At 68.7% G+C, this 25,166-nt stretch carries 23 protein-coding genes and 1 pseudogene; 6 read left to right on the forward strand and 18 right to left on the reverse strand.

Going from position 1 to position 25,166, the window contains the following annotated elements:
• Nucleotides 1–43: 43 nt before the first annotated feature.
• The 10 genes from ACLVWQ_RS20435 to ACLVWQ_RS20480 form a co-directional block, all read right to left on the reverse strand.
• Complete coding sequence (locus ACLVWQ_RS20435) at nt 44–739, reverse strand: hypothetical protein (protein ID WP_414110416.1); 696 nt, start codon at nt 737–739, stop codon at nt 44–46.
• Nucleotides 736–1,392 carry a GntR family transcriptional regulator gene (locus ACLVWQ_RS20440; RefSeq protein WP_414110418.1) on the reverse strand — a complete coding sequence of 219 codons (657 nt, stop codon included), beginning with the start codon at nt 1,390–1,392 and terminating at the stop codon, nt 736–738. Before ACLVWQ_RS20440 ends, ACLVWQ_RS20435 begins: the two co-directional genes overlap by 4 nt.
• On the reverse strand, nt 1,385–2,317 hold the full coding sequence (locus ACLVWQ_RS20445; RefSeq protein WP_414110420.1) for an endonuclease/exonuclease/phosphatase family protein: 933 nt from the start codon (nt 2,315–2,317) through the stop codon (nt 1,385–1,387). Before ACLVWQ_RS20445 ends, ACLVWQ_RS20440 begins: the two co-directional genes overlap by 8 nt.
• 64 nt (nt 2,318–2,381) lie before the next feature.
• A complete protein-coding gene (locus ACLVWQ_RS20450) occupies nt 2,382–3,446 on the reverse strand; it encodes a hypothetical protein (RefSeq protein ID WP_414110421.1) in 1,065 nt (354 codons plus the stop codon).
• A gap of 46 nt (nt 3,447–3,492) precedes the next feature.
• On the reverse strand, nt 3,493–4,887 hold the full coding sequence (locus tag ACLVWQ_RS20455) for a glutamine synthetase family protein (protein WP_414110423.1): 1,395 nt from the start codon (nt 4,885–4,887) through the stop codon (nt 3,493–3,495).
• On the reverse strand, nt 4,887–6,401 hold the full coding sequence (locus tag ACLVWQ_RS20460) for an amino acid permease (protein WP_414110425.1): 1,515 nt from the start codon (nt 6,399–6,401) through the stop codon (nt 4,887–4,889). Before ACLVWQ_RS20460 ends, ACLVWQ_RS20455 begins: the two co-directional genes overlap by 1 nt.
• A gap of 141 nt (nt 6,402–6,542) precedes the next feature.
• Nucleotides 6,543–7,523: a hypothetical protein gene (locus ACLVWQ_RS20465; RefSeq protein ID WP_414110426.1), complete on the reverse strand. Its 981-nt coding sequence runs from the start codon at nt 7,521–7,523 to the stop codon at nt 6,543–6,545.
• 429 nt (nt 7,524–7,952) lie between these two features.
• Nucleotides 7,953–8,786, reverse strand: coding sequence for a protein kinase domain-containing protein (locus tag ACLVWQ_RS20470; RefSeq protein ID WP_414110427.1), 834 nt, complete (start codon nt 8,784–8,786; stop codon nt 7,953–7,955).
• 69 nt (nt 8,787–8,855) lie between these two features.
• Nucleotides 8,856–9,299 carry a hypothetical protein gene (locus ACLVWQ_RS20475; protein WP_414110428.1) on the reverse strand — a complete coding sequence of 148 codons (444 nt, stop codon included), beginning with the start codon at nt 9,297–9,299 and terminating at the stop codon, nt 8,856–8,858.
• Nucleotides 9,300–9,546: 247 nt separating this feature from the next.
• On the reverse strand, nt 9,547–9,789 hold the full coding sequence (locus ACLVWQ_RS20480) for a hypothetical protein (RefSeq protein ID WP_414110429.1): 243 nt from the start codon (nt 9,787–9,789) through the stop codon (nt 9,547–9,549).
• 114 nt (nt 9,790–9,903) lie between these two features.
• On the opposite strand from ACLVWQ_RS20480, the gene ACLVWQ_RS20485 reads away from it, so the two are divergent.
• Nucleotides 9,904–11,244, forward strand: a complete 1,341-nt coding sequence (locus tag ACLVWQ_RS20485; protein ID WP_414110430.1) for a hypothetical protein — start codon at nt 9,904–9,906, stop codon at nt 11,242–11,244.
• On the opposite strand, the gene ACLVWQ_RS20490 is transcribed toward ACLVWQ_RS20485, so the two are convergent.
• The 5 genes and pseudogenes from ACLVWQ_RS20490 to ACLVWQ_RS20510 form a co-directional block, all read right to left on the reverse strand.
• Complete coding sequence (locus ACLVWQ_RS20490) at nt 11,222–11,755, reverse strand: NUDIX hydrolase (RefSeq protein WP_307540321.1); 534 nt, start codon at nt 11,753–11,755, stop codon at nt 11,222–11,224. The two genes, ACLVWQ_RS20485 and ACLVWQ_RS20490, sit on opposite strands and share 23 nt — an antisense overlap.
• Before the next feature lie 100 nt (nt 11,756–11,855).
• A pseudogene (locus ACLVWQ_RS20495) lies at nt 11,856–12,068 on the reverse strand (mobilization protein); the annotation flags it as partial.
• Nucleotides 12,065–12,598, reverse strand: a complete 534-nt coding sequence (locus tag ACLVWQ_RS20500) for a plasmid mobilization protein (protein WP_414110431.1) — start codon at nt 12,596–12,598, stop codon at nt 12,065–12,067. The pseudogene ACLVWQ_RS20495 and the gene ACLVWQ_RS20500, both read right to left, overlap by 4 nt.
• A gap of 725 nt (nt 12,599–13,323) precedes the next feature.
• On the reverse strand, nt 13,324–14,010 hold the full coding sequence (locus ACLVWQ_RS20505; protein ID WP_414110433.1) for an ATP-binding protein: 687 nt from the start codon (nt 14,008–14,010) through the stop codon (nt 13,324–13,326).
• A 47-nt stretch (nt 14,011–14,057) separates the two neighbouring features.
• Complete coding sequence (locus ACLVWQ_RS20510; RefSeq protein WP_414110564.1) at nt 14,058–14,957, reverse strand: hypothetical protein; 900 nt, start codon at nt 14,955–14,957, stop codon at nt 14,058–14,060.
• A 258-nt stretch (nt 14,958–15,215) separates the two neighbouring features.
• Here ACLVWQ_RS20510 and ACLVWQ_RS20515 point away from each other — a divergent pair, with 258 nt between their 5' ends.
• From ACLVWQ_RS20515 to ACLVWQ_RS20530, 4 genes are all read left to right on the forward strand, one after another.
• Nucleotides 15,216–15,497: a helix-turn-helix domain-containing protein gene (locus ACLVWQ_RS20515; RefSeq protein WP_414110435.1), complete on the forward strand. Its 282-nt coding sequence runs from the start codon at nt 15,216–15,218 to the stop codon at nt 15,495–15,497.
• Between the two features lie 241 nt (nt 15,498–15,738).
• Entirely contained in the window at nt 15,739–15,975 is a 237-nt protein-coding gene (locus ACLVWQ_RS20520; protein ID WP_414110436.1) for a helix-turn-helix transcriptional regulator, read from the forward strand.
• 44 nt (nt 15,976–16,019) lie between these two features.
• Nucleotides 16,020–17,255, forward strand: a complete 1,236-nt coding sequence (locus ACLVWQ_RS20525; protein WP_414110437.1) for a tyrosine-type recombinase/integrase — start codon at nt 16,020–16,022, stop codon at nt 17,253–17,255.
• Nucleotides 17,256–17,355: 100 nt separating this feature from the next.
• Nucleotides 17,356–17,643: a hypothetical protein gene (locus ACLVWQ_RS20530; RefSeq protein WP_414110438.1), complete on the forward strand. Its 288-nt coding sequence runs from the start codon at nt 17,356–17,358 to the stop codon at nt 17,641–17,643.
• 829 nt (nt 17,644–18,472) lie between these two features.
• Here ACLVWQ_RS20530 and ACLVWQ_RS20535 read toward each other — a convergent pair.
• Nucleotides 18,473–19,663, reverse strand: coding sequence for a magnesium and cobalt transport protein CorA (locus ACLVWQ_RS20535; protein WP_414110439.1), 1,191 nt, complete (start codon nt 19,661–19,663; stop codon nt 18,473–18,475).
• A 195-nt stretch (nt 19,664–19,858) separates the two neighbouring features.
• Here ACLVWQ_RS20535 and ACLVWQ_RS20540 point away from each other — a divergent pair, with 195 nt between their 5' ends.
• Complete coding sequence (locus ACLVWQ_RS20540; RefSeq protein ID WP_414110440.1) at nt 19,859–20,977, forward strand: winged helix DNA-binding domain-containing protein; 1,119 nt, start codon at nt 19,859–19,861, stop codon at nt 20,975–20,977.
• A gap of 157 nt (nt 20,978–21,134) precedes the next feature.
• Here ACLVWQ_RS20540 and ACLVWQ_RS20545 read toward each other — a convergent pair whose 3' ends face one another.
• Complete coding sequence (locus tag ACLVWQ_RS20545) at nt 21,135–21,926, reverse strand: S1 family peptidase (RefSeq protein ID WP_414110442.1); 792 nt, start codon at nt 21,924–21,926, stop codon at nt 21,135–21,137.
• A gap of 358 nt (nt 21,927–22,284) precedes the next feature.
• Nucleotides 22,285–25,143 carry a helix-turn-helix transcriptional regulator gene (locus ACLVWQ_RS20550; protein ID WP_414110444.1) on the reverse strand — a complete coding sequence of 953 codons (2,859 nt, stop codon included), beginning with the start codon at nt 25,141–25,143 and terminating at the stop codon, nt 22,285–22,287.
• Nucleotides 25,144–25,166 lie beyond the last annotated feature (23 nt).

The raw sequence follows: 25,166 nt of genomic DNA on the forward strand, positions 1-25,166 counted from the left end.
CTGCCCGGCCCAGAACCTGATCCACCCCACCCCACAAGAGCCATCAGAAACGACCTAGTTCGTACGCTTCGCGGCTGGGGCCGAGGCGGCGGATGAGGGGGTTGTCGTGCAGCCGGTAGCGCAAGGACTTCCGCGCCTTCCGGTGATCGGCTGGCGTACCGAACAGACGGGTGGTGACCATCCGGTCGGCCCAGTCCGCATGCCCTTCAAGGACATACGAGATGCTTTTTCGCGAGGCCCTGCCCAGCCCGTGCTTGTGTGGGAAGAGGCTTGTCCACACCGCGCCGATGCGGGCCTCGTCCTGCACCTGGTGCACCAGCTCGTGGGCTATCACCTGATAGAGCGCGGGGTCGCTGGCCAGCACTCCCGCGTGGCGCCAGGTCGCGGGAGCGATGATGGTCTCGCACTGGCCATCTTCGGCTTCCTGAGTGCTTCCGAGCACAAGTGGCCAGACCAGGGGCAGGGAAAATCCCGCGACTTTGAGTACTACCCGGCCGGCCTTGATCTCTGCTGGTTCCAGGTCCAGGTCGCCGATCTCCTTGGCCAGAGTCCGCTGCGAGTACAGGCGGACTTCCTCTCGCCACGCTTTCGGGGCCAGCAGGCGGAAACGGACCTTGGCAGGTAAGGGAAGGTCGGTGATCTCCGCCACGTGCGGGACCACCTTGTCCAGGACTCCGAGAACCCGATCGCGCAGGTCGTCGTTGCGGCGGGTCTCGTCATGAACTTCGAAAATGGTCACGCGTGCGTCTCCTGCATACCGTGTCGGTCGGGGCCGTGCTCTCCGCCGGTCTTGATCTCGCCGGCGTCGCCAGGAGCCGCGGCAACCGCCCTTGGCCGCGCTGCAGTTCGCGCGCCCAGGCCGGAGTCCTCACCTGCTACTGCGCGTTTCCCGCCGCCTCTTCTGGGCTTCCTGCGGAAGGGAGGCGGGGTAGAGGGAAGCGCGGTGGGCTCCGCCGGGTCGATGACGTACGTCATGCCCCTTTGGACGCCGAGGAGTTTTTGGGCTCTCAGCGGTGCGAGAGCCAAGTAGACAGTCGTGTAGGAAATCCCGAAGTCGGTGGCGAGTTCGCGCAGAGTCGGAATCCACGTCAGGGGTGCGTACGTGCCGTCTGCGATCCTCTTCCGGACCGCCTGTTCGACGGGGCCGCGGAGGGTCCCCTTGCATGAGCCCTGGCTCGGAGCCGTCACGTACGTTCCGTTGCCAGGGACTCTGTGGAGAGTCCCGTCGGCTTTGAGGGGCTTGAGCGCATCGCCTATGACGTCCCTGGATACCCGGAACTCGCGGGCCAGTTTGTCCTGTCTGGGCAAACACGACCCGGGAGAGTATCGGCCCTCGGCCACGCGTGCGCGGACGGCGTTGCGGATGTGTTCGGCAACGGTGAGGTCAGCCACGATCGGACCGCCGTTTCGGGTTGAGGATGTCCGAGAAACCGTCGCCATCGATGACGGCTCGGACGATGTGGTGGTCGGACTCCTTTTCGTGCACTTCGATCACGTCGACGCTGATCACCACCTCCGCTATGTCGGGGGTGGCGTAGTAGCGGTCGATGCGGGCGTCCGGGCCGTGTGTGGCGCATCCGCTGACCGTGCGGGTGACCGCGGTCCGTTCCCCGTACGTTGCTGCTCTGTAGCGGGCCACGTCCTCCAGGCCGGCGGTGCGCAGCGCCTCGTCGGGGCGGTCGTCCATTCGTCGTTTGCCGTCCGGGCCGACGTACGAGCGGTGCAGCCGGTGGCGCCGGTCCTGGATCTTCTCCAGCTCCGGCAGCGGGGGGTCACCGGGGGTGCCGGGGACGAAATAGCTGTTGTTGTCCCCGCCGAGGAGGCAGGGCATCCGTACGGTCTGGCCTTCCGGGGTGGGCCACCTCTTGTCGGCGAGCCTGGACAGCCATTGCGCCTCGGTGAGGCGTTGACCGCTGGAGGAGTAGTCGAGGTGGTAGGAGCCCAGGACGAGCGGGGTGGCGTCGGGACCAGCTGGCAGGTAGCGCATGGTCAGCGCGGTGGGTGGCAGTTCCCATGAGGGGGCGGGGGTCACCGGTCCGGAGGCGAGCGGCGGGAACTCCTGCACGGGCTGGAAGTACTGGGGGTGGGCGAAAAGCGCGGTGCACGACTTCGCGCCGAGCCATCCCCGCAGTCCAAGGATGGCCTCTAGTTCGTACATGCCCGTGTTGCCGCTGAGGTCCGCGGTCGGCATCTCCTGGCGGTACACCAGGTGCGGGTTGAGGGATGCCAGCCTCTTGTGGGCCCGTATGCGCTTGGGGCGGTTGTCGCCGCCGTTGTTCTCGAAGTTCCACAACAGCGCGATGAGTCTGGTAGTCATGCGGCGCCTTCGCTTTCGCCCGGCATGCGGGCGGGATGCAGGGGGGTGGACGTGCCGGGTTCGGTCATGGGGTCCTCGCCTCGTCGCCCGTGGTGCGGGGTGAGGACACCGGGGAGGGTGCCGACGGTTTCCCCTTGCCCGCGGCTTTCTCCAGGCGGAGTTCGATCAGGAAGTAGAGAACAGCGAGGGCGGGCAGCATCAACGTCGCCCACTCGAAGTCGCCGGGCAGCCACTGGACCAGGCTCCTGCCGTCGTACAGAGCGTGGGAGAGCATCAGGGGCAGGAGTCGGCGGTAGCGCAGGTACAGCCAGACCCGGCCGGCCGCAAAGGCGACGGCACCGATGGCGGGAAGCCCGAAGTAGGCGTGCAGTGCGATCTCCAGCGCACAGACCAAGGTGTAGATCTCCCACGTCGGCCTGCGCGCGGCCTTCATCAGCACGACCGTGGCCACGACGACCACGACGTCCTCAAGCAGCACGGCGTGCACGATCGCGAGGGCATGGCCGACCGGACCGGTAATGCCGAGCGAGGACATCTGACTGTCCTGCATAACCGGCAAGGGCACCGGCCCCACCGAGCGGAACAGCAGCACCAGCAGGGAAAAGAGCAGACCGGTCGCGTAGCAGGCGAGGAACCCCGCCCCTCCGATCTTCCAGTCATCCCGCCGCCGGGCGGCTGTGACGGGCAGGCCGTTGTCCGGCCAGACCTGGTGCGCCCGGCAGAGCTCCACGGCCAGCCACGCCACCACGCAGCCGAACAGCGCCGGTCCCACGTCTCGATGCAGCACGCCGGGGTCGGGAACGGCCGTGCAGACGGTCGCGAGGCCCAACGCTATCGACGCACGGAAGCGCCACCAGTGCGACGGCGGTACGCGGTCACCGGCGCTGCGAACAAACTCCCACCGTGCGAGCCAGACCGACGCCACTACGGCGCACCCGACGTGAACCGCGTCGATCCAGCGCAGATCTCGCGGATCCCAGTGCACGCCGTACATGCCGGCGACGATTGTCACTCCGTTGGCCAGGCCGGCGAAGCAGGCGAGGAACAACAGTCCCGCCAGCTCCGCGAGTACCCGGCGCGGCGGTGTACCGGCCGCGGGGAAGGTCGGCGCTCCGCGGGGCGGCAGCATGTCCTTGACTCTGAAGGGCTGTCGGTCGCGCGGGGTGGTTGTGGTTTCAGGCACGGTCGAACCCCCGGCGTACTTCCCAGTCCGTGACCTGTCCCTCGGCCACGGCGAGTTCGATCTCGGCGGCGTGGGCGTAGTGGTCCACGACGGAGGCGCCGAATGCGTGCTGCGCGATCTCGCTCTCCGCGAAGTCGGTGAGGGCTTCGTCCAGGTTGTTGGGCACCGGCAGTGCGTCGGCGGCGCTGTAGCCCTCCCCGGTGCAGGGTTCCGGGAGTTTCGGCTCGTTGCGGAGGCCGTGGTTGATCGCTGCGATCACCGCGGCCAGGGCGAGGTAGGGGTTCGCATCGGCGCCCGGCAGGCGTACCTCCAGGTGCGGGTTCGTCTCCTCGCCGGTGACCCGGACGGCACAGGAGCGGTTGTCGCGCCCCCAGGTGAAACTCGTCGGAGCGAACGAGCGAGGCCTGTACCGCTTGTACGAGTTCGCAAAGGGCGCGCACAGGGGCACCATGTGCGGCAGCGCCTCGATGAGCCCGGCGATGGAGTGCTGCATGAGTTCGGAGGGCAGCACGTCGGGCTGCGGCGCGTAGAACGCCGAGTCCTCGTCGTCGTGCCACAGGGACACGTGCAGGTGCAGACCACTGCCTACGCCGGTCCGCGGGGCGGCCATGAACGTGGGCGCCATGTCGTGCCGTTCGGCGAGGTGGCGGACGGCGTGTTTGTGGACGGTGTAGTCGTCGCAGGCCCGCATCGGGTGCCCGTACGGCCACGTCACTTCGACCTGACCGGCCGCCCCTTCCGTCTTGATCGCCTCGACCGGGCATCCGGCCCCGTGCAGTGCCGCCCGGAGGTCTTCGAAGAACGAACTCAAGGCCGGCGGATGGTCGAGCGCATAGTCGAGGTTGTGGGGCGAGACGGGCGTGAGCCCCCGATACCTGCGGCGGCGCACCTGCGCCTGGGTGCCGTTGTAGAGCATGTATTCGCTCTCCACGCCGGCCTTGGCCTCCAGGCCGAAGGAGCGGAGCGCCTGGAGTTGTCTGTGGAGCATCTGCCGCGGTCCCACGTCGACGGGCCGGCCGTTGTGATGGACGGCGTCGCCGTGGACCAGGACGGTGCCGGGCAGGTAAGGCAGGCGGCGCATGGCCTGGCCGTCGGGGACGGCACGCAGGTCACCGAATCCGTCGTGCCAGCCCGTGAGGGCATATCCCGGCTGCGGGTTCATGTCGAGGTCCGTGGCGAGCACGTAGGCGCACATCTCCGACCCGCCAAAGCGGTGCATGAATCCGCGGGCGTCGTGGAGTTTGCCCTTGAGTCGGCCCTGCATGTCGGGGACCGCGAGCATCACGGTCGTGATCTCGCCGTCCCGTACCAAACGCTCCAGCTCTTCCGGCTTCAGGAGCGGCGGATGGGCGACGTACCAGGTATCAGAGCTGGTTTCGCTGGTCATCACAGGACGCCTTCGGACAGTGCCACGGTTTCGGCTTCGGTGCCGAGCGGCGGGATCTTGTAGGAGCGCTTGCCTTTGGTGATCCAGGTGAGCCACGCGATGAGCAGGACCACCGCGAGGGCGATGCCCGCGTAGTTGAAGGACTGCACGGTGATCGGGGAAGCCTGTGGCAGGCAGAAGACGACGGTCAGCACGCTCACGTAGCCCACGGAGATCCAGCCGAGCGGCTTGCTCCAGCGGCCGAGGTTCCACGGGCCCGGCGTGAACGCCCCGGGGTAGCGCCGCCGCAGGTAGACCGGGATCACGTACGCGGGCGTGATCCCGATGACGTTGATCGCGGTCACGGCCGCGTAGGCGGTCGGCGAGTACAGGCTGGGCAGCGCCAGGAGCAGCGCGATCCCCACCGACAGCCACACCGCGGGAACGGGGGTCTTGGTGCGGCTGCTGACGCGGCGCCAGGTCGCGGAGCCGTAGAGGGCCCCGTCGCGCGAGAACGCGTACACCATGCGGGAGGCGGCGGCCGTCTCCGCGTTCCCGCAGAACAGCTGGGCGACGATCACGACGAGGAGCAGCCCCTTGGCAACACCGGTGCCCAGGACGTCGATGAAGATCTGCGCCGGCGGCACCCCGGTGCTCGTACCCAGGGTGCCCGCGTAGTCCTCGATCGCGAACAGCAGCCCGGCCAGCAGAACGAACCCGGCCGCCCAGGACCAGGCGATGGCGCGCACGATGCCCTTGGGCGCTGCGATCTGTGCGCCCTTGGTCTCCTCCGACAGGTGGGAGGAGGCGTCGTAGCCGCAGAATGTGTACGCGGCCAGCAGGCAGCCGAGTGCGGCCACGTATACGGGGTTGTCGAAGCCGGTGCCGTTGTTGACATGGGTGAAGACGAAGTCGGCGCTCTGGCGTTCGCCCGGGGCGAGGGTGAGCGCGCCGACGATCAGCGCGACGCCGGCGAGCTGCCACCACACCGAGATCGAGTTCAGCACGGTGACCAGGCGCACTCCGAGCGTGTTGAGGGTGCCGTGCAGCAGCAGGATGCCGGCGAAGATCAGCATCGTCGTCTCGGGCGTGGGCTCAAGTCCCCACTGCAGGTTGGCGAACGCGCCGACGAACAGCGCGCACCCGTAGTCGATGCCGGCGATCGCGCCGAGCAGGCCCAGGAGGTTGAGCCAGCCGGTGACCCATGCCCAGCGCGGGCCACCGAGGCGGTGGGCCATGTAGTACAGGCCGCCCGAGGTGGGATAGGCGGAGGTGACCTCGGCCAGACACGCGCCGAGGATGAGGGTCATGGCGCCGATGCCGACCCAGCCCCACAGCATGACGGCAGGGCCGCCGGTGTTGAGGCCGTAGCCGAACAGGGTCATGCCGCCGGCCAGGATGCAGATCACGGAAAAGCTGATCGCGAAGTTCCCGAAGCCGCCCATGCCGCGCTGGAGCTCGGGCGTGTAGCCGTGCCCGCGCAGCGCCGCGTCGTCGTCCAGCGGACGGCGGCTAGTTGATCGTCTGTGCGGCATCAGGCACCTCGGGGGAGAAGGGAGGAGGGGAGAGACGGCGTAATGCGGGTGGTAAGTGCAACGGAAAGGTCCTTTGGACGACTTGGAGGAGAGAAGGGCGAGCGCAAGGGGCCGCGGTTGCGGAGGGTGGGCCTCGGATGGTCATCGGTGGCTCCTGGATTTCAGGGCGGGGCGGCGGGCCTTGAGGAATTCCTCCTGCCACTCCTGCGGCTCGTGGGCGACCTGGGCCCACGGCGCGGTGGTCACGTGCGGGCCGATCGCCTCGAACACCGGGCCGCTATGGCCTACGCCGGTGGCTGTCAGGGCGTGCGCAAGGTGGTTGAGATCCAGCAGGGAGCGGGTGTCGGGCTGCCCCGGCGCGGGCTGCGTCGGCTCGAACCACTCCTGCAGTGCCTGGCGGGCGTAGTGGGCTTTGTCCTCGGTGACCCAGTACGCGAGCACACTGGCGGTCTGCCGCGTTTGCCACTGCTTGCGGTACTGATCGACGAAGGCGTACAGCGGCAGAACCTTCAGCGGGGACCCGACGGGTGCTCTGGATGCCACCCACTGTGCGAAGGTGATCAGCTCGTCGCCGCGGGCGCGGAAGACGGCGAGCATTCGGTGGAAGGCTTCACGGTTGTGCGCATCGCGCTGGTGCACCGCGTCCAGCAGCCGCCAGGGTCCCGGCGGCAGCAGGTCCTCACGCGCGATCCAGTTGAGCGGATTGTGCGGCCGCCTGGGGTCGTCGTCGGCCTGCGCGAGCGTCATGAAGCACAGCGGCGGCACCGGATCGGCCTTCCACTCCGCAGCCGCACTGCACGCGTAACGGGCCTTGAGAATGGCCTGCATCAGCTGCGGCCGGGAGACCCCGTTGCGGTGGGCGACGACCACGCGTTCACTCAGCACACGGGCCCGCATCATCCAGGCGTTCCAGTCCTCAGGCTCCTCCGCCGCCCACATCTCGATCGCCTCGGTGTCCACCGCCGCGCGGCCCAGGACCTGACTTCGGCTGCACCGCAGTGACCAGGAATCCGTCCTGGCGAGCAACTCCTTCGTGGACAGCCACCGATTCAGCCGCAGATCCTCCAGCGCGACGCGCAGATCGGCATCCCGGCCGGCAGGATGCGGCGTCGTCAAGCTCATGTCAGAAGAGGTCATCGATGGACCCCCAATGCGAGAGAGCTGAAGAGGAAAGCGAATGCGCACCGGCCTGGTGCGCGTAAGAAAGACATCGGGGCGAGTCCTCAGGGCAGGGGGTGGGGCCGTCGGGCCGCAGCCCACGTGATCCGCCGGCCATAGGGGGAGCCGGGACTGATGACTGCGGACCGACGGGGATTGTTGGGTCAGCCGGAGGCGGCTGTGCGCTCAAGCAGGGTCCGGGCCGGGAACCGGTTCGCCCACTCGACGTGCGGTTCGAGCTCAGGGCGTAGCGCCGGTTATGGCTGTTCCGGCTCTGAGACGCGGTAGAGCTGAAGGGAGCTGGCGTGCGTGGAGGCTTAGAAAGTGTCGAAGACCGGACCACCCGGAATGCTGTCCAGGCTGAGGGCGGTCCAGTCTGATGTGTAGATCAGTTCACAGGGCTTTGCCCACCTCGTAGATGGTGGGCCGGTCCTCCGGGGCGTGGCTGAGCATGGAGTCGACAAGGTCGCCCAGTTCACCGGGCACCTTCACGGAGCGACGTCGGCCGTTTGCCACCGCTTCTCTCTGTACGGAGCGTGGAGCGTCGTCCGGATACTCGACTGCCCGCCAGCCGGTGGCGGAGATGAGCAGGGACGCACCGAGTGCATAGATGTCGGCAGCTTGGGTCGGCTCCGCCTCTCCTGTGGCGAGCACGCTGCGCGCGACCTCCGGTGCCTCGTAGTGGACCAGGCAGCCGCGGAACGGGAAGTCGTACCCCTGAGGCACCTGCCCACCCCGAGCCAGTGCTAGGTCGATGAGATGGGTGCGTTCGGGCCCGATGATGAAGTGGGCAGGCTGAATGTCTCCGTGGGCCCAGCCCTTCGCGTGCAGTTCGGCGAGCGCTTCAACGCATCCCAGCGCCACGCTGGCGTGCGGTGCGATGGACGAGTCCCGCCTACGGCAGGGTTCCCACAGCCGGTACAGGTCCGGCCCTTCCCGCCACGGCTGGAAGTTCCAGGTTCCCTGCTCCCACTCGCCGTACGCGACGTCCTCGAAGCCGAGGTGATGCAGCACGGCGCCTTCGCGTGCGGGAGCGAGAGCGGTCCAGGGCTGCGCGGCCCAGTCGGCTGTGGCCTCGATCGGGTAGCCGACTTTCACGGCGTAATGGCCCCGGGAGTTTTCGACTTCCCAGACCACGGAGCCTCGGCGGTTGATGATCAGGTGCTGAGCCGTGGGCGTGAGCGCATCGCGCAGTACGGCCGGCAGCTCAGGGGGCGAGCCGGACAAGGTCTTTCTCCTTCCTGGCGAGCACGGCCGACCACGAGCAAGGGCCGACCGTGTCGCTGTTGTCGTGAGCTACGCCTGGCCGTACGGCCGGCCGCAGTCCGCGTCGCACTGTGCGAGGTTCTCGCCGTTCACGGTCCACAGGTCGTCGAAGACCATGAACCCGGCGGCTTTCATGGCGTGCGCCGCAGCAGCGACCATTTTCGGATCACGACCTCCTCCGCCCGGCTTCGGGTTGTGGTGCAGGAAACGCCCCGCGTACTGCTTGCACAGCCCGGCGTACTCCTTGGTGTGCAGGATGAGCGCGTGCAGGCCGAGGTCCACGTCGTCCGACGGCACCATGGCGACGGTGGCGGTGGCCGCGGTGACGAGGAACGCGACCGCCTGGTCCGCGATGCGCTCGGCACGCTCGGGCGTCTGTCCGTCGTGGAGGACCACGAAGTGGGCGAGGCTCTCGAACAGGTCCTCGCCAGCCACCGTGCGACCGGTCCTCTGGTCGTTCGCTGTTGCCGTCATGCGTATCTCCTGGTGTGTGAGGTGGTGCGTGGTGAGCACCTCCACCCCGGCCGCCGAGCTCGGCTCATAGACGACCGGGAAGAAGGCTTTGAGGCCGGCCTCGAACGGGGACGGGGGGCCGGGATGTGGCACCCGTTCGGGGCGGCCGTTCTACTGGCCGATGTTGAGGGTCAGCCGATCACCAAGCTGCGCGAACCGCTGATGCAGATGATGAACAGGAACCCGCTACACCGGCCGATGGCGCGCATCACAGCCCGACCCGACTGTTGTCGTTCTTCACGGCCAGGCGCGCGCTCAGTTCCTCTCGCGCGCTGAGTGCCGCCACCTTGTCCGGCATGACGTCCCACTCCCTGCCGCCTCCGATCGGGCGTATCTGCACACGGCCACCGACCTCGCCCATGACGACGCCGATACGTCCACGGGCACTGTCCTTCGCCAGTTCGCCGATGTCTGGTCTGGTCTGCTGATTGCTCGCCATGCAGAGGAGCATCCCGAGCCGGGTACCTCTGCCAAAAGGTCAGGCTGATTACCCAACTTGGGTAATATCGCGGCAGGCAGAGAACCAGCGACGTTGCGTAGCCTTCGCAGTGTGGGAGCCTCCCAGATGCCCCAAGCCAACCAGCCGCCGGAACTGCCCGCGCGGTTGCTCACCGACCCCGAGATGATCGATGCGTGTCGGGTACGGGACTTCGCCGTGGTCTTCCGACTGGCCAAAGTCAAGGCCGCTATCTACCCGTCGATGATCGCCAGGCGATGTGACCTGACCCCGAGTCGAGTCGGCGAAGTGCTCTCCGGGCGGCGCCAGCTGGTGCACATGGATGTCATCGAGCGCATCGCGGACGGCTTACGCATTCCAGGGCACATGCTCGGACTTGCCCGGCGGTCGTGGGAGACGCCCCAGGCTCTTGTCGTCACCGACCGCAAAGCATTTCCGGTACCGGAGCCGGCGCAGCAGGTCCCCGCGTCTCTGCCGGGCCCGGACGTGGACAACATCTTGGCCATGGCCACCCGGACAAGTTTCAGCGCCGCCACCCTCGCGGCGTTCCGGTCTTCCATTGAGGACTACTGGCGACGAGACAATCAACACGGCGGAGAAGCCCTGAGGCCCGCCGTCGTTGGGCAGCTCCGATACGTGATCGGGCTCATGAAGGAGAACCGGCCGCCGTCCATCCAGTACGGCCTCTACGGCATCGCCGCCGAACTGGCACGCCTCACGGGCTGGATCTACTTCGACGCCCGCCAGTACAACCAGGCCCGCACCTACTTCAGCGAAGCTCTGCAACTGGCCAAGCACATCGACGATCGACAGTTCATGGCCAACGTCCTCGCCTGCATGAGCTTGCAGGCGACCTACCAGGACAAGCCCGCGGACTCTCTGGCACTCGTCACAGCCGCCCAGGACCAGGCCCGCTCGGCCCCCGACACCACCCCGCGTGTCCTGTCGATGCTTTCCATGCGCGAAGCCTTCGCCCACGCTTCCCTTGGTAGCCAGACCTCCACCCGCCGAGCGCTCACGGAGGCGCACCGCCAGTTCGAGCAGATCCGGACAAGCGACCCCGACCCGTCATGGGTGACCTACTTCGATGAACCGAAGCTCATCGTGGACACGGGCATCGCCCACGGCCGGCTAGGCGAAGCGGCCACCGCCGAACCCTTGATCGCGGACGCCTTACGGAGAGAAGACCGCGCCAACCACCGCGGCCGTGCATTTCATGCATTCTGGCTAGCTCGGACCCAACTGGACCAAGGCAAGCTCGACCAAGCGTGCCACACCGCTACACAAGCCCTGGAGTCCGCGTCGACCGTGGTGTCCGAGCGGGTGACGGGCCACCTGAGGGAGTTCTACGGCCAGTTGGCTCCCCATAGGCAAGAACCCGTAGCCCTGGCCTTCGAGGCCCGGCTACGGGAAGTTCTCCCACCTGTCAGCGGATCGTTTCATCCATGAGCAGGTACAGCAGACCGACGAGAGATCCGCTGCTCACGACCTCACGACGGTCGATCATGCCCCGCACCTCACTGAGGGGGACCCACTCGATGCGGTCGGACTCGTTCTTCTCCGTGGGCGGTCCGGAGTAGGTCGCGCCGTCGACGCGGAAGACGTGGTGCTGCGAGTCGGTGATCCCGTTGGCCGGCTCGGCATAAATTAGAGGCTTGATCGGGCCAGGGCGCCAGCCGGTCTCCTCCAGTACTTCGCGAGCCGCTGCTTCCTCAGGTGTCTCGCCCTCTTCCACCAGGCCCATGGGGAGCTCCCAGGCCCACGAGTTGGTGATGAAGCGGTGCCGCCACATCATCAAGACCTCTTGGCGGTCATTGACCACGGCGGCCACGGCTAGGTGCCGCAGGCGAACTACGTGGTACTCCCAACGACGGCCGTCCGGCTGCTGGACATCAACCAACCACAGGTTCACCCAGGGGTTGTTGTAGATCTGGCGCTCACCGTGGGTCTTCCACTCCATGCCTGCGGCCCCTCTCGATCGGACTCCAGGATCTCAGACCGACTGGGATGGAGGCGTAAATTCCGTTCTTTTCGCGTCACACTGACGAGATATGCGGAACGCGCTCGGAAGCATCGATGTTCTCCAGAAGCTGGTCGAGGAGCTGCTGGAGCTGTTTGCGTGTAGCGCTCTGGTCGCGGCCTGGGTCGGGGGCGTTGTTGTCCCAGGATGCGACGAGTTGCGGGTCGGTGTGCTCCTCGAACTTGCCTGGTCCGTAGAGGTAGTACAGGAGTCCGAGGGTGTGCTGCCCGCGTTTGTGGATCCTCGGGATCATGCCGGTGCCGGGTCCTGGTCCTGGTGGAGGAGTTGGTCGGTGGCACGCTGGACGCGCTGGATGGCACGTCGGGTGGCGGCGATGACGGCGTCCAGTTCGGGCGGGTGAGCGCCGGCGTTGATCGCGCGCGTGACCTGGTTGAGGTTGTTGCCGACGTGGCCGAGATGGCGACGGGCGGCGAACAGTTCGGCGATCACCTCACGCTCGTCGGCGACGGCGCTTGCGGTCCGTTCGAGGTCGCGGGCGGCGGAGAGGGCAGCGCGGGCGAGGAAGCCTGCGAGGGTCAGGCCGGCGGCCTTCGCGCCAGCGGTTACGAGGGCGAGTTCGTCGTCGCTGAAGCGGGTGTTGCGGACGTGTGGACGCTGGCGACGCTGGTATTTGCGGCGGTGTATACGCGGCTGCTCAGGTCTGTCCTGTACCCCTTCTGGCTGCGATCCGCCCTCGGTCGCAGCCTCCTCGTCAGGCGTCCCCCGGCGCCGGACGAGCCCCTGCCCTCCAGGGGCAGGGGAACCCTTGGATACTCCGCTCAAGGCGGAGTATCCAAGGGGATAACTTGCTGTGCGGTTTGGGGCTGGGGAGGTCGCGTTCTGGTGCGCCTCGGTGGACGTCTGAGGGTGACGCTGATGCATGGAAGTCCCTTGACGAAGTATTTGAGGCGGGGCGCGGTCCGTGGTGGTCGGGGCGTGAGAGAGGCCAGTCAAGACCGGGACGGTCCTGCGGGGATGCACCGGATCGGGGACCGTGGAGACCGGCCTTCTTCATCCGGTCCCGGGGAACGGTCCCCGTGGTTGGTCCCCGTTTGAGGGGACCGTGGTGCCAGTTGGTCCCCGCGTGTATCGGGCCCGGCAGGCGACGAAGGCGTCGGTCCCCGGTCCCCGCATGGTCGGTCCCTGAGTGTGCTGAGGGACCGAGGCTGCTCTTGTAAGGCGTTGACCTGTTCGTTGTCCCCGGTCCCCGGTCCCCGGTCCCCGGTCCCCGGTCCCCGGTCCCCGGTCCCCGGTCCCCGGGGACCGACTAGTTCGTTGGGGACCGGTCCCTGTGCGGTGCCGTGTTCGGTTCAGGGACCGGTCCCCGCTTCGATCGGGGACCGGTCCCCGAAGTGCGCCGTCGGGACGGTGCCCCGAGAGGTGGCGTCGGTCCCCGCTACTGGAGGCGGTCGGTCCCCGGGACGGTCCCCGTTCTGCTGGGGACCGGTCCCGAGGTCTGGCGACGGTCCCCGGACGGAATGGCCTGTGCGCAGACGCCGACCGACCTGCTACAGGGATGGCGTGTATCGGTCGGTGGAGACGGGGTCCTCGCGGCGGCGGTCGGGGCCGGTGAGGATGACGCGTTCGGTCATTTCGGCGAGGCGGGAGGCGACGCGGTCGCCGAGGGCGGTGCGGAGTTCGGCGGTGGGGAGGTTGGTGGTGATGAGAGTGGGGAGCAGGTGCTCGTAGCGGTGGTTGATGAGCCGGTAGGTCAGCTCCTCGGTCCACTCGCTGGTCTTGGCCGCGCCGAGGTCGTCCAGGAGCAGCAGCGGGCAGCGGGCCAGGGTGTGCAGCTCGCGTTCGCTGTCGTGCCCGGTGCGGGAGTTGGGGCGCAGGCGGGCGTGGAGGTCGGCGCTGGTGGTGGCTTCCCAGCGCAGGCGGACTCCTTGGTGCAGGAGGGTGCGGATGGCGCCGTATGCCTGGTGGGTCTTGCCCGTGCCGGTGGGGCCGACGATCAGCAGGGAGCCGCCCTCGGATATACCGGGAGCTCCGGCTGGTCCTGGGCGTCCTGCTCGGGCGATCTGGGTGGCCCAGGCGGTGATCTGGGGGTGGTCGGCGCGGGCGCCGCGGTAGCGGGCGGGGATGCGTCTGTCGGCCAGTTCCAGGGCGCTGACCGGTTCCTCCGGCGGTGATGGCGCTGTGGCTGTGGGGTCGAGGCCGCGGGCGGTGAGGATGGCTTCGAGGCGGTCCGTCATGGTGCCGACGGGCTGCGGTGGGCGCCTGCGGGTGCCGGTGGTGGTGTTCAGAGCTGGCCTCCGTAAGCCGCTGCGGTATCGGCCGGGTTGGTCCAGGCCCGGCGCGGGGCGGTGCTGCGTGTGGGTGTGTTCATCACGTCGTTGACGAGGCTGGGCAGCACGCTGGGGTGCACTCCCTTGGCCCGTTGCTGGATGAGTGCGGCGCGGATGTGGTCGGCCTTGATGCCCTCGGCCAGCAGGTTGCGCACTTCGCGTCCCAGGTGTCCCAGGAAGCTGCCCGGCGGGCGTTCGGCACACGCGGCGACGTACTCGCCGATCAGGTCCTTCGCCGAGACGGTCGCGGGCGCGGGGGCGCTCGCGCCCCCCGAAGGGGAAGATCCTAGATCCACGTTCCTAGGTCCTAGATCCGGACCGTGAGGGCTCACGGAGCCCTGCGTGAGCCGTTCGTGAGTCGGCGATGAGTACTCACTGAGACCCTTCTGACCTGCACCTTCCTCGGCAGGTGGGGTCGTCGCCTCGGCTCCGTGAGGGGTCACGGAGTGCTCCGTGAGGTCTCCGTGAGTCCTCAGCGCGGGCTCACGGACAGGGCCGAGGCGGCCCAGATCGTGGTGCGGGCAGTCCGGGTGGCGCACGCCGCTGGGCCGGTTGATCTTCTGGTGACGGGCGAAGGTGACGAGGTGCAGGTACCGCTTGCCGTCGCCGCCCTCGTAGCGGCAGATCAGCCCGGCGTTCTGAAGCTGGCTGAGGTCGTCGTCGACGCCCACGGGGCCGTGGTCCGGGCGCAGCGACCAGAGCAGGCCGGCGATGACCGCGGCCTGGTCGCGGAACCGGCCGCGGTCGTCGGCCTGCGTGAGCAGCCCGAAGAACGTCCGCTCCGCGGACAGGGACACCATCGCCAACGACTCGGAGGCGAACGCTTCGGGCTTGATGGTGCGGATACGGGCGATGTCGATCGACCACCTTCGTCGCGATTCGGGGCGTTGTCCGGCGAAACGCCGGGGCGCGTGGACAACACAGCCACACCCACCGCGCACAAGTCCAGAGTTGATTTACAAACTCTGCAGTAATCGTGCGGGGCCGGGAAACCGTAAACCCGAAATGCCGGTCAGGGAAAAAGGTGCCGGTAACCGGCACCTCGCGCGCATCGCTCACGGCAGACACCACACCGCTTCCCCTGGCTCGGGAAAGCAAGCTACAACACACCCATGCCGCCACGCCCCCTCGAAATCGGACCCGCCGGACAAGCCGCCGCACACGCCATAGAACGCCTGCGCACCACGCGCGGCTACTCGCAGCGCTACCTCGCCGCCCGCGTCACCGCCCTCGGCCGGCCCCTGACCTTCACCCAACTCTCCCGCGTGGAAAGACGAGTTCGCCGTTGCGACGTCGACGACCTCGTGGCCATCGCTGCCGCCCTCGGCGTGGCTCCCCAGGCACTTCTCGGCGATGCCGGTACGCGTCCCCGGGCGGACGGCGGGGGAATATAGCCGACGATCGCCGGTTGGCCAAACCGGCGATTCTCAAGACCCTTGAGCGTCCCTGGCAATCTCGTCCTTCCGTTTCGGGCGCCCCGTCGCTGTGTTTCTTATCGAGGGAGCATTCGGGTGGGCCCGCAGCGGAACGCATGCGCGTGATTGCAGCTCCAATGGAAAGTTGGCCATGCCTTCCGATTGGTCTTCCGCTCTGCCCGTTTCTTCGTCGGCGTCTCAGGCTTCCGCCTTCCTCACCGTGAAAGGCGCTGCCGAATACCTCGGCCTGTCCCCGCACACCCTCTACGTCTGGCGTCACCGGCGGCAGGGGCCGCCCAGCTTCCGTATGGGTCCTCGCGGCCGCGTGATGTACCGGCTGGAGGCCCTCGATGCCTGGATCCGTGAGCAAGAGCGGGCTGATTCACGCTCCAACACGACCCTGAGCCCGCTCGACGCGGCGCCACGGAAGCGCTCGGACTACGACGCGAGCGCCTGAGGAGTCTCTGCCTCGCATCCATATAGACCACTGGAAGGAGCCGCTTGGCCGGCTACATCGAAGACCGCTGGCTCAAGAAAAAGAAGGACTCGGTCACCGGCAAGCGGGAACGCACAACCCGCTACGGCAAGGGTTCGCGATACCGGGTCGCCGGCATCCCCGGAGTCCGGGACAAGTCGTTCGACGTGCTCGAAGACGCCAAGGCATGGCTCCGCAGGGCCGCTACCGACAGCGAACGCGGCGAGTTCGTCGACCCTCGCGATGGCTCGATCACGCTGGACGACTACGTGACGCGCTTCTGGCAGGCGGGAGTTCGGGGCGCACCAGGAACGGTCAAGCGCATCGACGAGCGTGTTCGTCTGCACATCCGGCCGCATCTTGGGACGCTTCCCCTGCGTGATATCACGCCGGTGGTCCTGCGCGCGTACATTGCTACGTTGGAGAGCGAATGCGCGCCGCGCTACGCACGACAGATCCTGACGACGCTCTCGAACATCTTCGAGACCGCGATTGATGACAAGCGTCTTGTGCGCAACCCGATGCGGGCCAAGTCGGTTCGCTGGCCGAAAGTTCCGGACGACCTGCGGGAAGCTTGGCCGCTGGAGACGGCGTTGCGGGTCCGGGAGGCGATCGGCCCCCGCTACCGCATCGCAACTGTGGTCGCGCTGGGGTGTGGGTTGAGGCAGGGGGAAGTCTTCGGGTTGTCACCCGAGGACGTCGACTTTACCCGAGGGGCGTTGCGTATCCGTCGACAGGTACAGCTCCTGCACGGGCGCTTGTACTTCACACTTCCGAAGGGCGGAAAGACGCGCGTCGTCGACATGCCTCCCTCGGTCGCCTCGGCCCTGGCGTCGTACTTCCTTGAGTATCCGGCTGTCGAGGTGGAGCTGCCCTGGGGCGGCCCGGAGGCCTACCGGGAGAGGAAGAAGTTCCCCCTCATCCTCACCACGACGTACGGCAACGCCATCCGGGCGAACATCTTCAACGTCGAGGTGTGGAAGCCCGCTTTGGCGGCGGCAGGTGTGATCCCGGTGCGGAACGCGGGAGAACGCTGGAAGGCGTCTCGCAAGGACGGCTTCCACGTACTGCGGCACACATACGCTTCGGTCATCCTTGAGGCCGGTGAGTCCGTGGTGACGCTCGCTCGGTGGCTCGGCCACTCGACCCCCACCATCACTCTCGACTTCTATGCCCATTTCATGCCCGAGGCGGGCGGCAAGGGGCGTGGTGCCATCGATGCACTCCTCGACCGGAGCGATCGGCTCATCGCGGACGGGTAGCCGCCACGCCACCTGGATGCCTATGAGAGGGGGCGCAGCAGTTGCTGCGTTCCTCCTGGATGCCATTCCAGCTGGTGTGATCTTGCGGCAGTCTGGGGTGATGACTGCCGCGCTTGACGAGCGGGCAGTGCCGGAAGACCTGTGGACGCTGCTCCAGCGAGTGTTGCCGCCGGCGCCGGTCTGCCTGCGGGGTAGAGGGCATCGCCAGCAAGGGGAGCGCGAGGGCCTGGCCGCGATGATCTTTGTGGCCACCCCAGGCTGCACCCGGAGCCAGCCACCACTGGGCTTCGTCTTCTCCGCAGTGACGGTCTTTCACCGGTTCACCGAGTGGACCGAGCCCTCATGGATCGGGTGGTCGACCGAAGACAGTTGGGGGGCCTATGAATAGTGCCGTCTGGGGTGCTCTCGGCGCTATGGGTGGTGCAGGTCTAGCGGCTCTAGGCGCCTACCTGGGACCAGTACGGGCGGCCCGGGCCGCTGCCCAGGAGCGCGCGCAGGAACGACGGGACCAGCGCGAGACCGGTGAGGTCGACAGACTCATCGCTCTTCGTCGCGCATACCGAGACTGGGAGAGATACCTCCGGTCCGTCTTTGAGCACGTGGCCGATGGCCGCCCCTACTCGACGCCCGAAGCGGTGGCCCAACGTCTTGATGAGCTTGCGATCGCTGCAGGTGCGGCTGTCGACGCCTTGATGCACGACAGATGGTGGATGCAATCAGAGGTGTGGACTTTCCACATGGCTTCGGGTCTTGTGCTGGATCTCGTCCGCGGGGACACCACCGCGTACACAAGAAGGGAGGCCGAAGCTGAGATGTCGTGTGTTCGCAGCGTCCGAGAAGGGCTGAACGAGCGAATCATGGACCGTCTTGCACAGCTGGCTCACAGAGCTGGGGATTCGGTCGAGGTCTCGCGTGAAGATCCTTGATGCTGGCTCCATTGCGCTCGGACCAGCCGCAAGTGGCTGCCCAACTTACGGGTAACACCGGCCTCTTGGGTGTTCCGATCATGCGACGTGATTACTCTGCGTGAGGGTCGGTGTCCGCTGTTGACGTCGAGCCCGAAGGTTCGACCACGCCGTTCGGTTTGTGGTGGGGAGGGCAGGGCGGCGTGGAGGGTCCTCATTCTCCCCAGATTCTCCCCAGCGCTCCGAGGGTGGGCCGGGCAGGCTTCCTTGGCGATGCGGATCGGTGGTGTGTGTGCTCGCGAGGTCGATTACTCAGAGCCAGTCTTTCCGCTTGAAGATGACGTACAAACTGGTGCAGACAACCCCCATTAGGGCGACCGCGAAGGGATATCCGAGCACCCAGTGCAACTCCGGCATGTGCGTGAAGTTCATGCCGTAGATCGTGCCGACGAGGGTCGGGGCGAAGAGGATGGCGGCCCATGAGGAGATCTTCTTGATCTCCTCGTTCTGTTCGAAGCCCGCTTCCGCCAGTGCCCGCATCTCCGCGTTCTGCTGCTGGGTGACCAGCGTGGCGTTGACCGTGAGGATGTCCGTGAGGGCCTGGCGGAAGCCGTCCACGCGTTCGCTGGTGTGGGTGACGTGGTCGGCGACGTCACGGAGGTAGCGCTGGAGTTCGTCGTCGGTGCCGTACTTGGCGAAGCCCGCCATCAGGCCGTGCAGCATGCTGACCAGGGGGCGGGTGGCGCGCTGGAACTCGACCATTTCCCGGGAGAGTTCGTAGATACGGCGCGAGACCCAGGGGTCGCCGCCGAAGACCTCGGTCTCGATCTCGTCGATGTCGTTCTGGACACCGGAGACGACCGGGGCGTAGCCGTCCACGACCGCGTCGAGGATGGCGTAGAGCACCGCCTCGGGGCCCAGCCGCAGCAGGTCCGGCGACTCCTCCATGCGGCGGCGCACGGCGGAGAGGTCGGGCGCCGCGCCGTGCCGGACCGTGATCAGGAAGTCGGGGCCCAGGAACACGTGCAGTTCGCCGAAGTCGACCTCCTCGGACGCGTCGAGGTAGCGGGCGGCGCGCAGGACGACGAAGAGCGTGTCGCCGTACCGCTCCAGCTTCGGCCGCTGATGGGCCTCCATCGCGTCCTCGACCGCGAGCGGATGAAGGTCGAACTCCGATGCCAGGGAGAGGATTTCGGCCTCGGTCGGACGGGCCAGGCCGATCCACGCCATACGGTCCGGCTGGTCGCGCAGCTCACGGAAGGTGTCCGCGAGGGAGGCGGGCGCCGCGACACGCACCCCGTCGCGGTAGAGCGCCGACTGCACGACACTGTCCGGGGCGTTCGGGCTGTCCGGGGTGTCGGAGCCGTCGGGTTCCACGGGATGCGCGTCGGCCGCCGGGGGGTTCGCCGGCGGGGACGCGGCCGGTGTCATGGCACGGCGCCACACCGACTTCCGGTTGCCCTTCGGAGCGGGGGGTACGGGGCGGGCTCGGCGTTCCGGCATCGCGGCTGCCTCCGTGTCGTACGCGTCGCAGGCCCGTCCGCGCACCTGCTCACGCGGCCTTCCTGCCGATCACGGGCAGGATATACGGGGCGAATGGCGGGAGTGACCGGAGCGGCGGGAGTGGCCGGGCACGGCCCGGAGAGCGGTGGGCGTTTAGGACAGAGTGTGTCCTCGTGCCCCGATAGCGTGCCGCACATGACGAAGACCTCGACCGCCCCCGTGCTGAGCGTCCGGCAGCTGAACCGCGCGACGCTCGATCGGCAGTTGCTCCTGCGCCGGGTCACCCTGGCCGCGACGGACGCCGTCGAACACCTCGTCGGCCTCCAGGCGCAGAACGTGAAACCGCCGTACCACGCGCTCGCCGCCCGCCTGGAGGGCTTCGTGCCCGAGGAACTCTCGGCGGCCATGGAGGCGCGGGAGGTCGTCCGTATCGTCACCATGCGCTCCACCATCCACACCCACACCGCCGACGACTGCCTCACCCTGCGCCCGCTCGTACAGGCCGCCCGCGAACGGGAGTTGCACGGCTTCCGCGCGGGCCTCGTCGGAGTGGACCTGGACCGGCTCGCCTCCCTCAGCCGGGAGCTGGTCGAGGCCGAGCCGCGCACCATGAAGCAGCTGCGGGAAGCCCTGCTCGTCGAGTGGCCGGACGCCGATCCGTCGGCCCTCGCGATCGCGGCCCGCTGCCGGCTGCCCCTCGTCCAGGTCACCCCACGCGGGCTGTGGGGCCGCAGTGGGCAGGTCGCGCTCACCACCGCCGAGCACTGGCTCGGCCGGCCCGCCGAACCGGCTCCCGCCCCCGACGCCACGATCCTGCGCTACCTCGGCGCCTTCGGGCCTGCTTCCGTCAAGGACATGCAGACCTGGGCCGGTCTGACGCGGCTCCGCGAGGCCTTCGAGCGGCTGCGGCCCCAGCTGGTCACCTTCGCCGACGAGCGGGGTGTCGAGCTGTTCGACCTGCCCGACGCGCCCCGCCCGGACGCGGACACCCCGGCCCCCGCGCGGCTGCTGCCCGAGTTCGACAACCTGCTCCTGTCACACGCGGACCGCTCCCGCGTGGTGTCCGCCGCCCACAAGGGCCGTACCTGGCAGGGCAACCAGGCCCACCGCATCCTGCTCGTCGACGGGTTCGTGGCGGGCGTGTGGCGGCTGGCGGAGACCGGCGAACGGGCCGTGCTCACCGTCGAGCCCTTCGACGCCCTCACCGCGCGACAGCGCGAGGAGGTGACCGAGGAGGCCGCGCGGATGCTCTCGGTGCTGAGCGGGTCGTCGGCCTCGTACGACATCCGGTTCGGGACCGTCGTACGTGGGTGACGGCTCAGCACGTGGACCGTGAATGTGGATGTGGATGTGGATAGGGGGCGTTGCGGGCCGCTCGTGGAGGCCCGCAACGCCCCCTGGCTCTACCTGAGGCGCGCTCAGGGAGTATTCGGGACGCCCGTCGTGCTGACGAGTGGTACAGCGGGTGACGCTAGGAGTTGACCTGCGTCGTCACCAGGTCGGAGAACGTCGTCAGGCGGGTGTACACGCCCGGGTAGCCGGCGGACGCGCAGCCGTAGCCCCACGAGGTGATCCCCGCGAGCTTGCCGCCGATCACGAACGGGCCGCCGCTGTCGCCCTGGCAGGTGTCCACACCGCCGGAGGTGTAACCGGCGCACACCATGTCGGAGGCGATGTACGACGAGCCGTACGACGAGGTGCAGCTGGAGTTGGACACGGTCGGAACCGTGGCCGTGCGCAGCTGGTTGGAGGACGAGCCGCCCGAGCTGGTGGTGCCCCAGCCGAGGATGCGGGCCGTGGTGCCGGCCGTGTAGACGCTGGTCTCGGAGGAGGAGACGTAGCTGATCGGCGTGTACGGCATCGACGTCGACAGGGTCAGGACGGCGACGTCGTTGCCCTCCTCGGCGTCCGTGTAGTCGGGGTGGATCCATATCTTGCTGAGCTGGGCGACGGTGCCGTTGGTGCCGTTGAGGTACGTACGGCCGCCGACCACACGGGTGTTGCTCGTGGATCTGCCGACCATGCAGTGGGCCGCCGTGACGACCTTCGTGGCCGACACCAGGGTGCCGCCGCAGAACTGGCTCTGCGCGGAGGTGGTGATCTGCATGACGTACGGGTACGTGGCCGCCGTGGTCGTCGAACCGCCGACGATGGGCTGGGGAGCGGCGGTCGCGGTGGTCGCGCCGAGGAGACAGGTGGTCGCAGCGGCGGCGACCGCGGCGGTGACGGCTGCGGCCTTCTTGGCAAGGGTGAGCCCGAACATGGATCTCCTCAGGAGTGCCGGTGGGGGATGCACTGTGGGGGTGCGACGGCCTGCGGGGCGGGTTCCACGCTAGGAGTGGGGGAGGGTGCTTCCCAATGAGGGAACTCCCTCCGGCCGTTGACGAGGGATAACCCTCGGGGGGCCCTGCGGGGCTTTGGCCGTTTTTGTGTGCGGGTGCGTCGTGGCTGGTCGCGCAGTTCCCCGCGCCCCTGAAGGGCGCAGGACTGCGCCGTTGCCCGCGGCCCCTGAAAGACACAAGATTGCGCAGTTCCCCGCGCCCCTGAAAACCCGCGCCCCTGAAAACCCGCGCCCCTGAAAACCCGTGCCCCAAGTGGGTCCTCGGCCCCGGCAGTGGTCGTCAGTCGCCTCTGTGTTGGCCCGCTGCCAGTCTCACGATGTCCACCCGGGAGCGGATTCCCAGTTTTCGGTAGACGCGGGTGAGGGTCGCCTCGACCGTCTTCACGCTGATGAACAGGCGCGCGGCGATCTCGCGGTTGGTGGCGCCCTCCAGGACGAGCGCCGCGACCTGGCGTTCCGTGGAGGCCAGCCGGTCCAGGTGGGGCAGCCTGGACTCGGGTGCCGTCGGGGCGGGCGGCGAAGGCACCGCCGGGGCGGCGCCGGCCGCGGCCACCGCGTCCAGTTGCCGCAGCCACGGCATCGCCTTGCAGCGGCGGAACAGCCGCGCCGCCTCGTCGTACGAGCCCCGCCCCGAGTGCTCCGCCCGCAGCCGGGCCAGCGCGAAGGCGGCCCGTGCCTCCTCCAGCCCGTAGCCGAGCTGTGCCAGCCGGTCCTGCGCCGAGGTCAACTGCTCCGCCGCCGCCTCGTGTCGGCCGGTCGCGGCCTTGACCAGGGCCTCGGCCCGGTCCAGTACGGCCAGGACGCTCGCCCGCCGCAGCCGTACCGCGTGCTCACGCGTGGCGGTGATGACGTCCTGCGCCTCAGCCGGTTCGCCGATGAGGACGAGCGCCTCGGCGAGGTCGCCGTGCCAACGGCCCCGCGCGGGATCCGAGATACCGAGCCCCTGCTCCAACTCCCGTGCCCGGCGCAGGGAATGGACCGTGCCGGCGGCGTCCCCGGCCACCAACTGCGCGTGCCCGAGCGCGCCCAGGGCCCGCGAGAGGTAGATCAGGTCGCCGTCGTCCTCGGCGCGCCGTACCGCGTCGCCCGCCAGCACGAGCGCCCGGTGCACATCGCCGCCCGCGGCCTCGGCGAGCGAGGTGAACATGTTGCCCGCGGCCTCGCCGATGCCGGTGTCCCGGGCGAGCCGCAGACTCTCGTGGCCGAGGTCGAGCGCCCGGCCGCAGTGCCCGGCGCGCAGTTCCGTCTCGGCGAGCCCGCGCAGGAAGTGCACCTCGCTCTCCACGATGCCGCGCCGCCGCACCTCACCCAGCAGCCGGGTGATCGTGACCCGCGCGTCGGTCAGCTGGTCGCTCATGATCAGCCAGCGGAACCGGGTGGCACCCGCGCCGTTGTGGTCGCAGGCCACCCGCAGGTCCTGCGGTTCCGCGAGGGCCTTCTCCAGCGTCACCGGGGCCGCCGGGTGGCCCATCAGGGTCTCCATCTGGGCCTGGAAGGACAGGGCCATCAGCTCGGTGCTCCGGTCGCCCGCGGTGGCGGCGAGCTGTGCCGCGCGGGCGGCCTCCTCGCGGCCCTTGTCCATCGCGCCCTCCACGAGCAGCGCCCGCCACGCCAACTGGTAGCGGACCAGCGCGAGCAGCCGCGGGTCCTCGCCCGCGTCCGCGAGGGCCTGCGGGAACACGGCGTCGACGTCCGCCATCGCCTGCCCGGCCGAGTCGATCACGACCATCCAGGCACGGACCCGCACGGCCGGGTCCGTCGCCCGTTCCAGGACGTCGCGCGCCAGCTCACGGGCCAGGTCGATCTCGCCGGAGGTCCGCGCGTCCTCGGCGGACCGCAGCCGCCGCTCGTCGGCGCCGGGACCGTCCGCCGGGGTGTGCCGGGCGGCGAGCAGCCCGAGCTGGGCCGCCACCGAGGGCGCGCCGCGGTCCCGGGCCAGGGCCGCCGCCTCGGAGAGCCGCGCGGCGACCTGCTCGTCGGTGCCGGTGGTGGCCAGCGCCAGATGCCGGGCCCGCTCGATCGGCTCGGAGGCGGCCGTGGACAGGGAGGCGTGGGCGGCCCGCCGCTCCTGGGGCGTCGCCTGGGCGTACAGCGCGGCGGAGACGAGGGGGTGCGCGAACCGCACGGCGCCCTCCTGGCCGTCCGGGCCCCGGCCGTCCTGGTTCTGCGCCGTCACCAGTCCGAGCGAGGCGGCGAGCGCGATCTCCGCCTCGGCGTTCGGCCGGCCGGCGGCCACCAGGAGCGTCTGGGTGGGGCGGGCTCCCGCACTCGCGACGAGGAGCGTCTGCCGGGCCTCGGTGGACAGCAGCTCCAGACGGCTGAGTACGAGGGCGCGCAGCGAGGTCGGCACGGGCAGCGGCTCGCCGGGCCGCGGCGGCGTCGGGCTCTCGGCCAGCGCGCGGCCGATCTCCAGCGCGAACAGCGGGTTGCCCGCGCTGGTGTGGTGGATGTCGCGCAGTGTCGAGCGGCGCAGACCGGTGTATCCGCGGACGGTCAGCAGCTCGGAGACCTGCGGCCGGGACAGCGGCGGCAGCCGCAGCGTCAGGGTCTCCGGTGGATACGCGCGTAGATACGGAACGTGCTCCTGCTCCTTGGGTTCCGTGCCGGTGCGCACCGCTCCGAGCATCCGCACGGGCATGCCGCCCAGGCGCCGGGCGGCGAACCCGAGCAGTTCGGCGCTGGGCGCGTCCAGCCACTGCAGATCGTCGGCGACGAGGAGTACGGGCCCTTTGGCCGCCAGTGCGCGCAGCACCGACAGCACGGCGAGCCGCAGCGCGAGGCCGTCCTGGTGCAGGGACGATTCGGCGCGTCCGGTGAGCGCCGCTTCGAGCGCGGCCTGCTGCGGGGCGGGCAGCGCGTCGGAGACCTCGTCGGCGACCAGACCGAGCAGATCGACCAGCGCCAGGAACGGGAGATGGGATTCCGACTCGGTGGCCGAGCAGCGCAGCACGGTACGGGCCGATTCGGCGTATTCCGTGGTTATTGCCCGCAGGACGGTCGACTTTCCTATTCCGGGCGGGCCGTGCACGAGGAGGCTGCCCCCTCGGGAGAGCTGCTCACGTGCTCGTCCGAGTAGCTCCTCCCGGCCGATGACCTGCTCGGAACGGGGTCTGACAGGCTCCTCGAACTCCCGTCGCACGCGCACCGCTCCCCTCAGTCGTG

The organism is Streptomyces sp. CWNU-52B, assembly GCF_047444975.1.
In the GTDB taxonomy this organism is placed as follows: Bacteria; Actinomycetota; Actinomycetes; order Streptomycetales; family Streptomycetaceae; genus Streptomyces.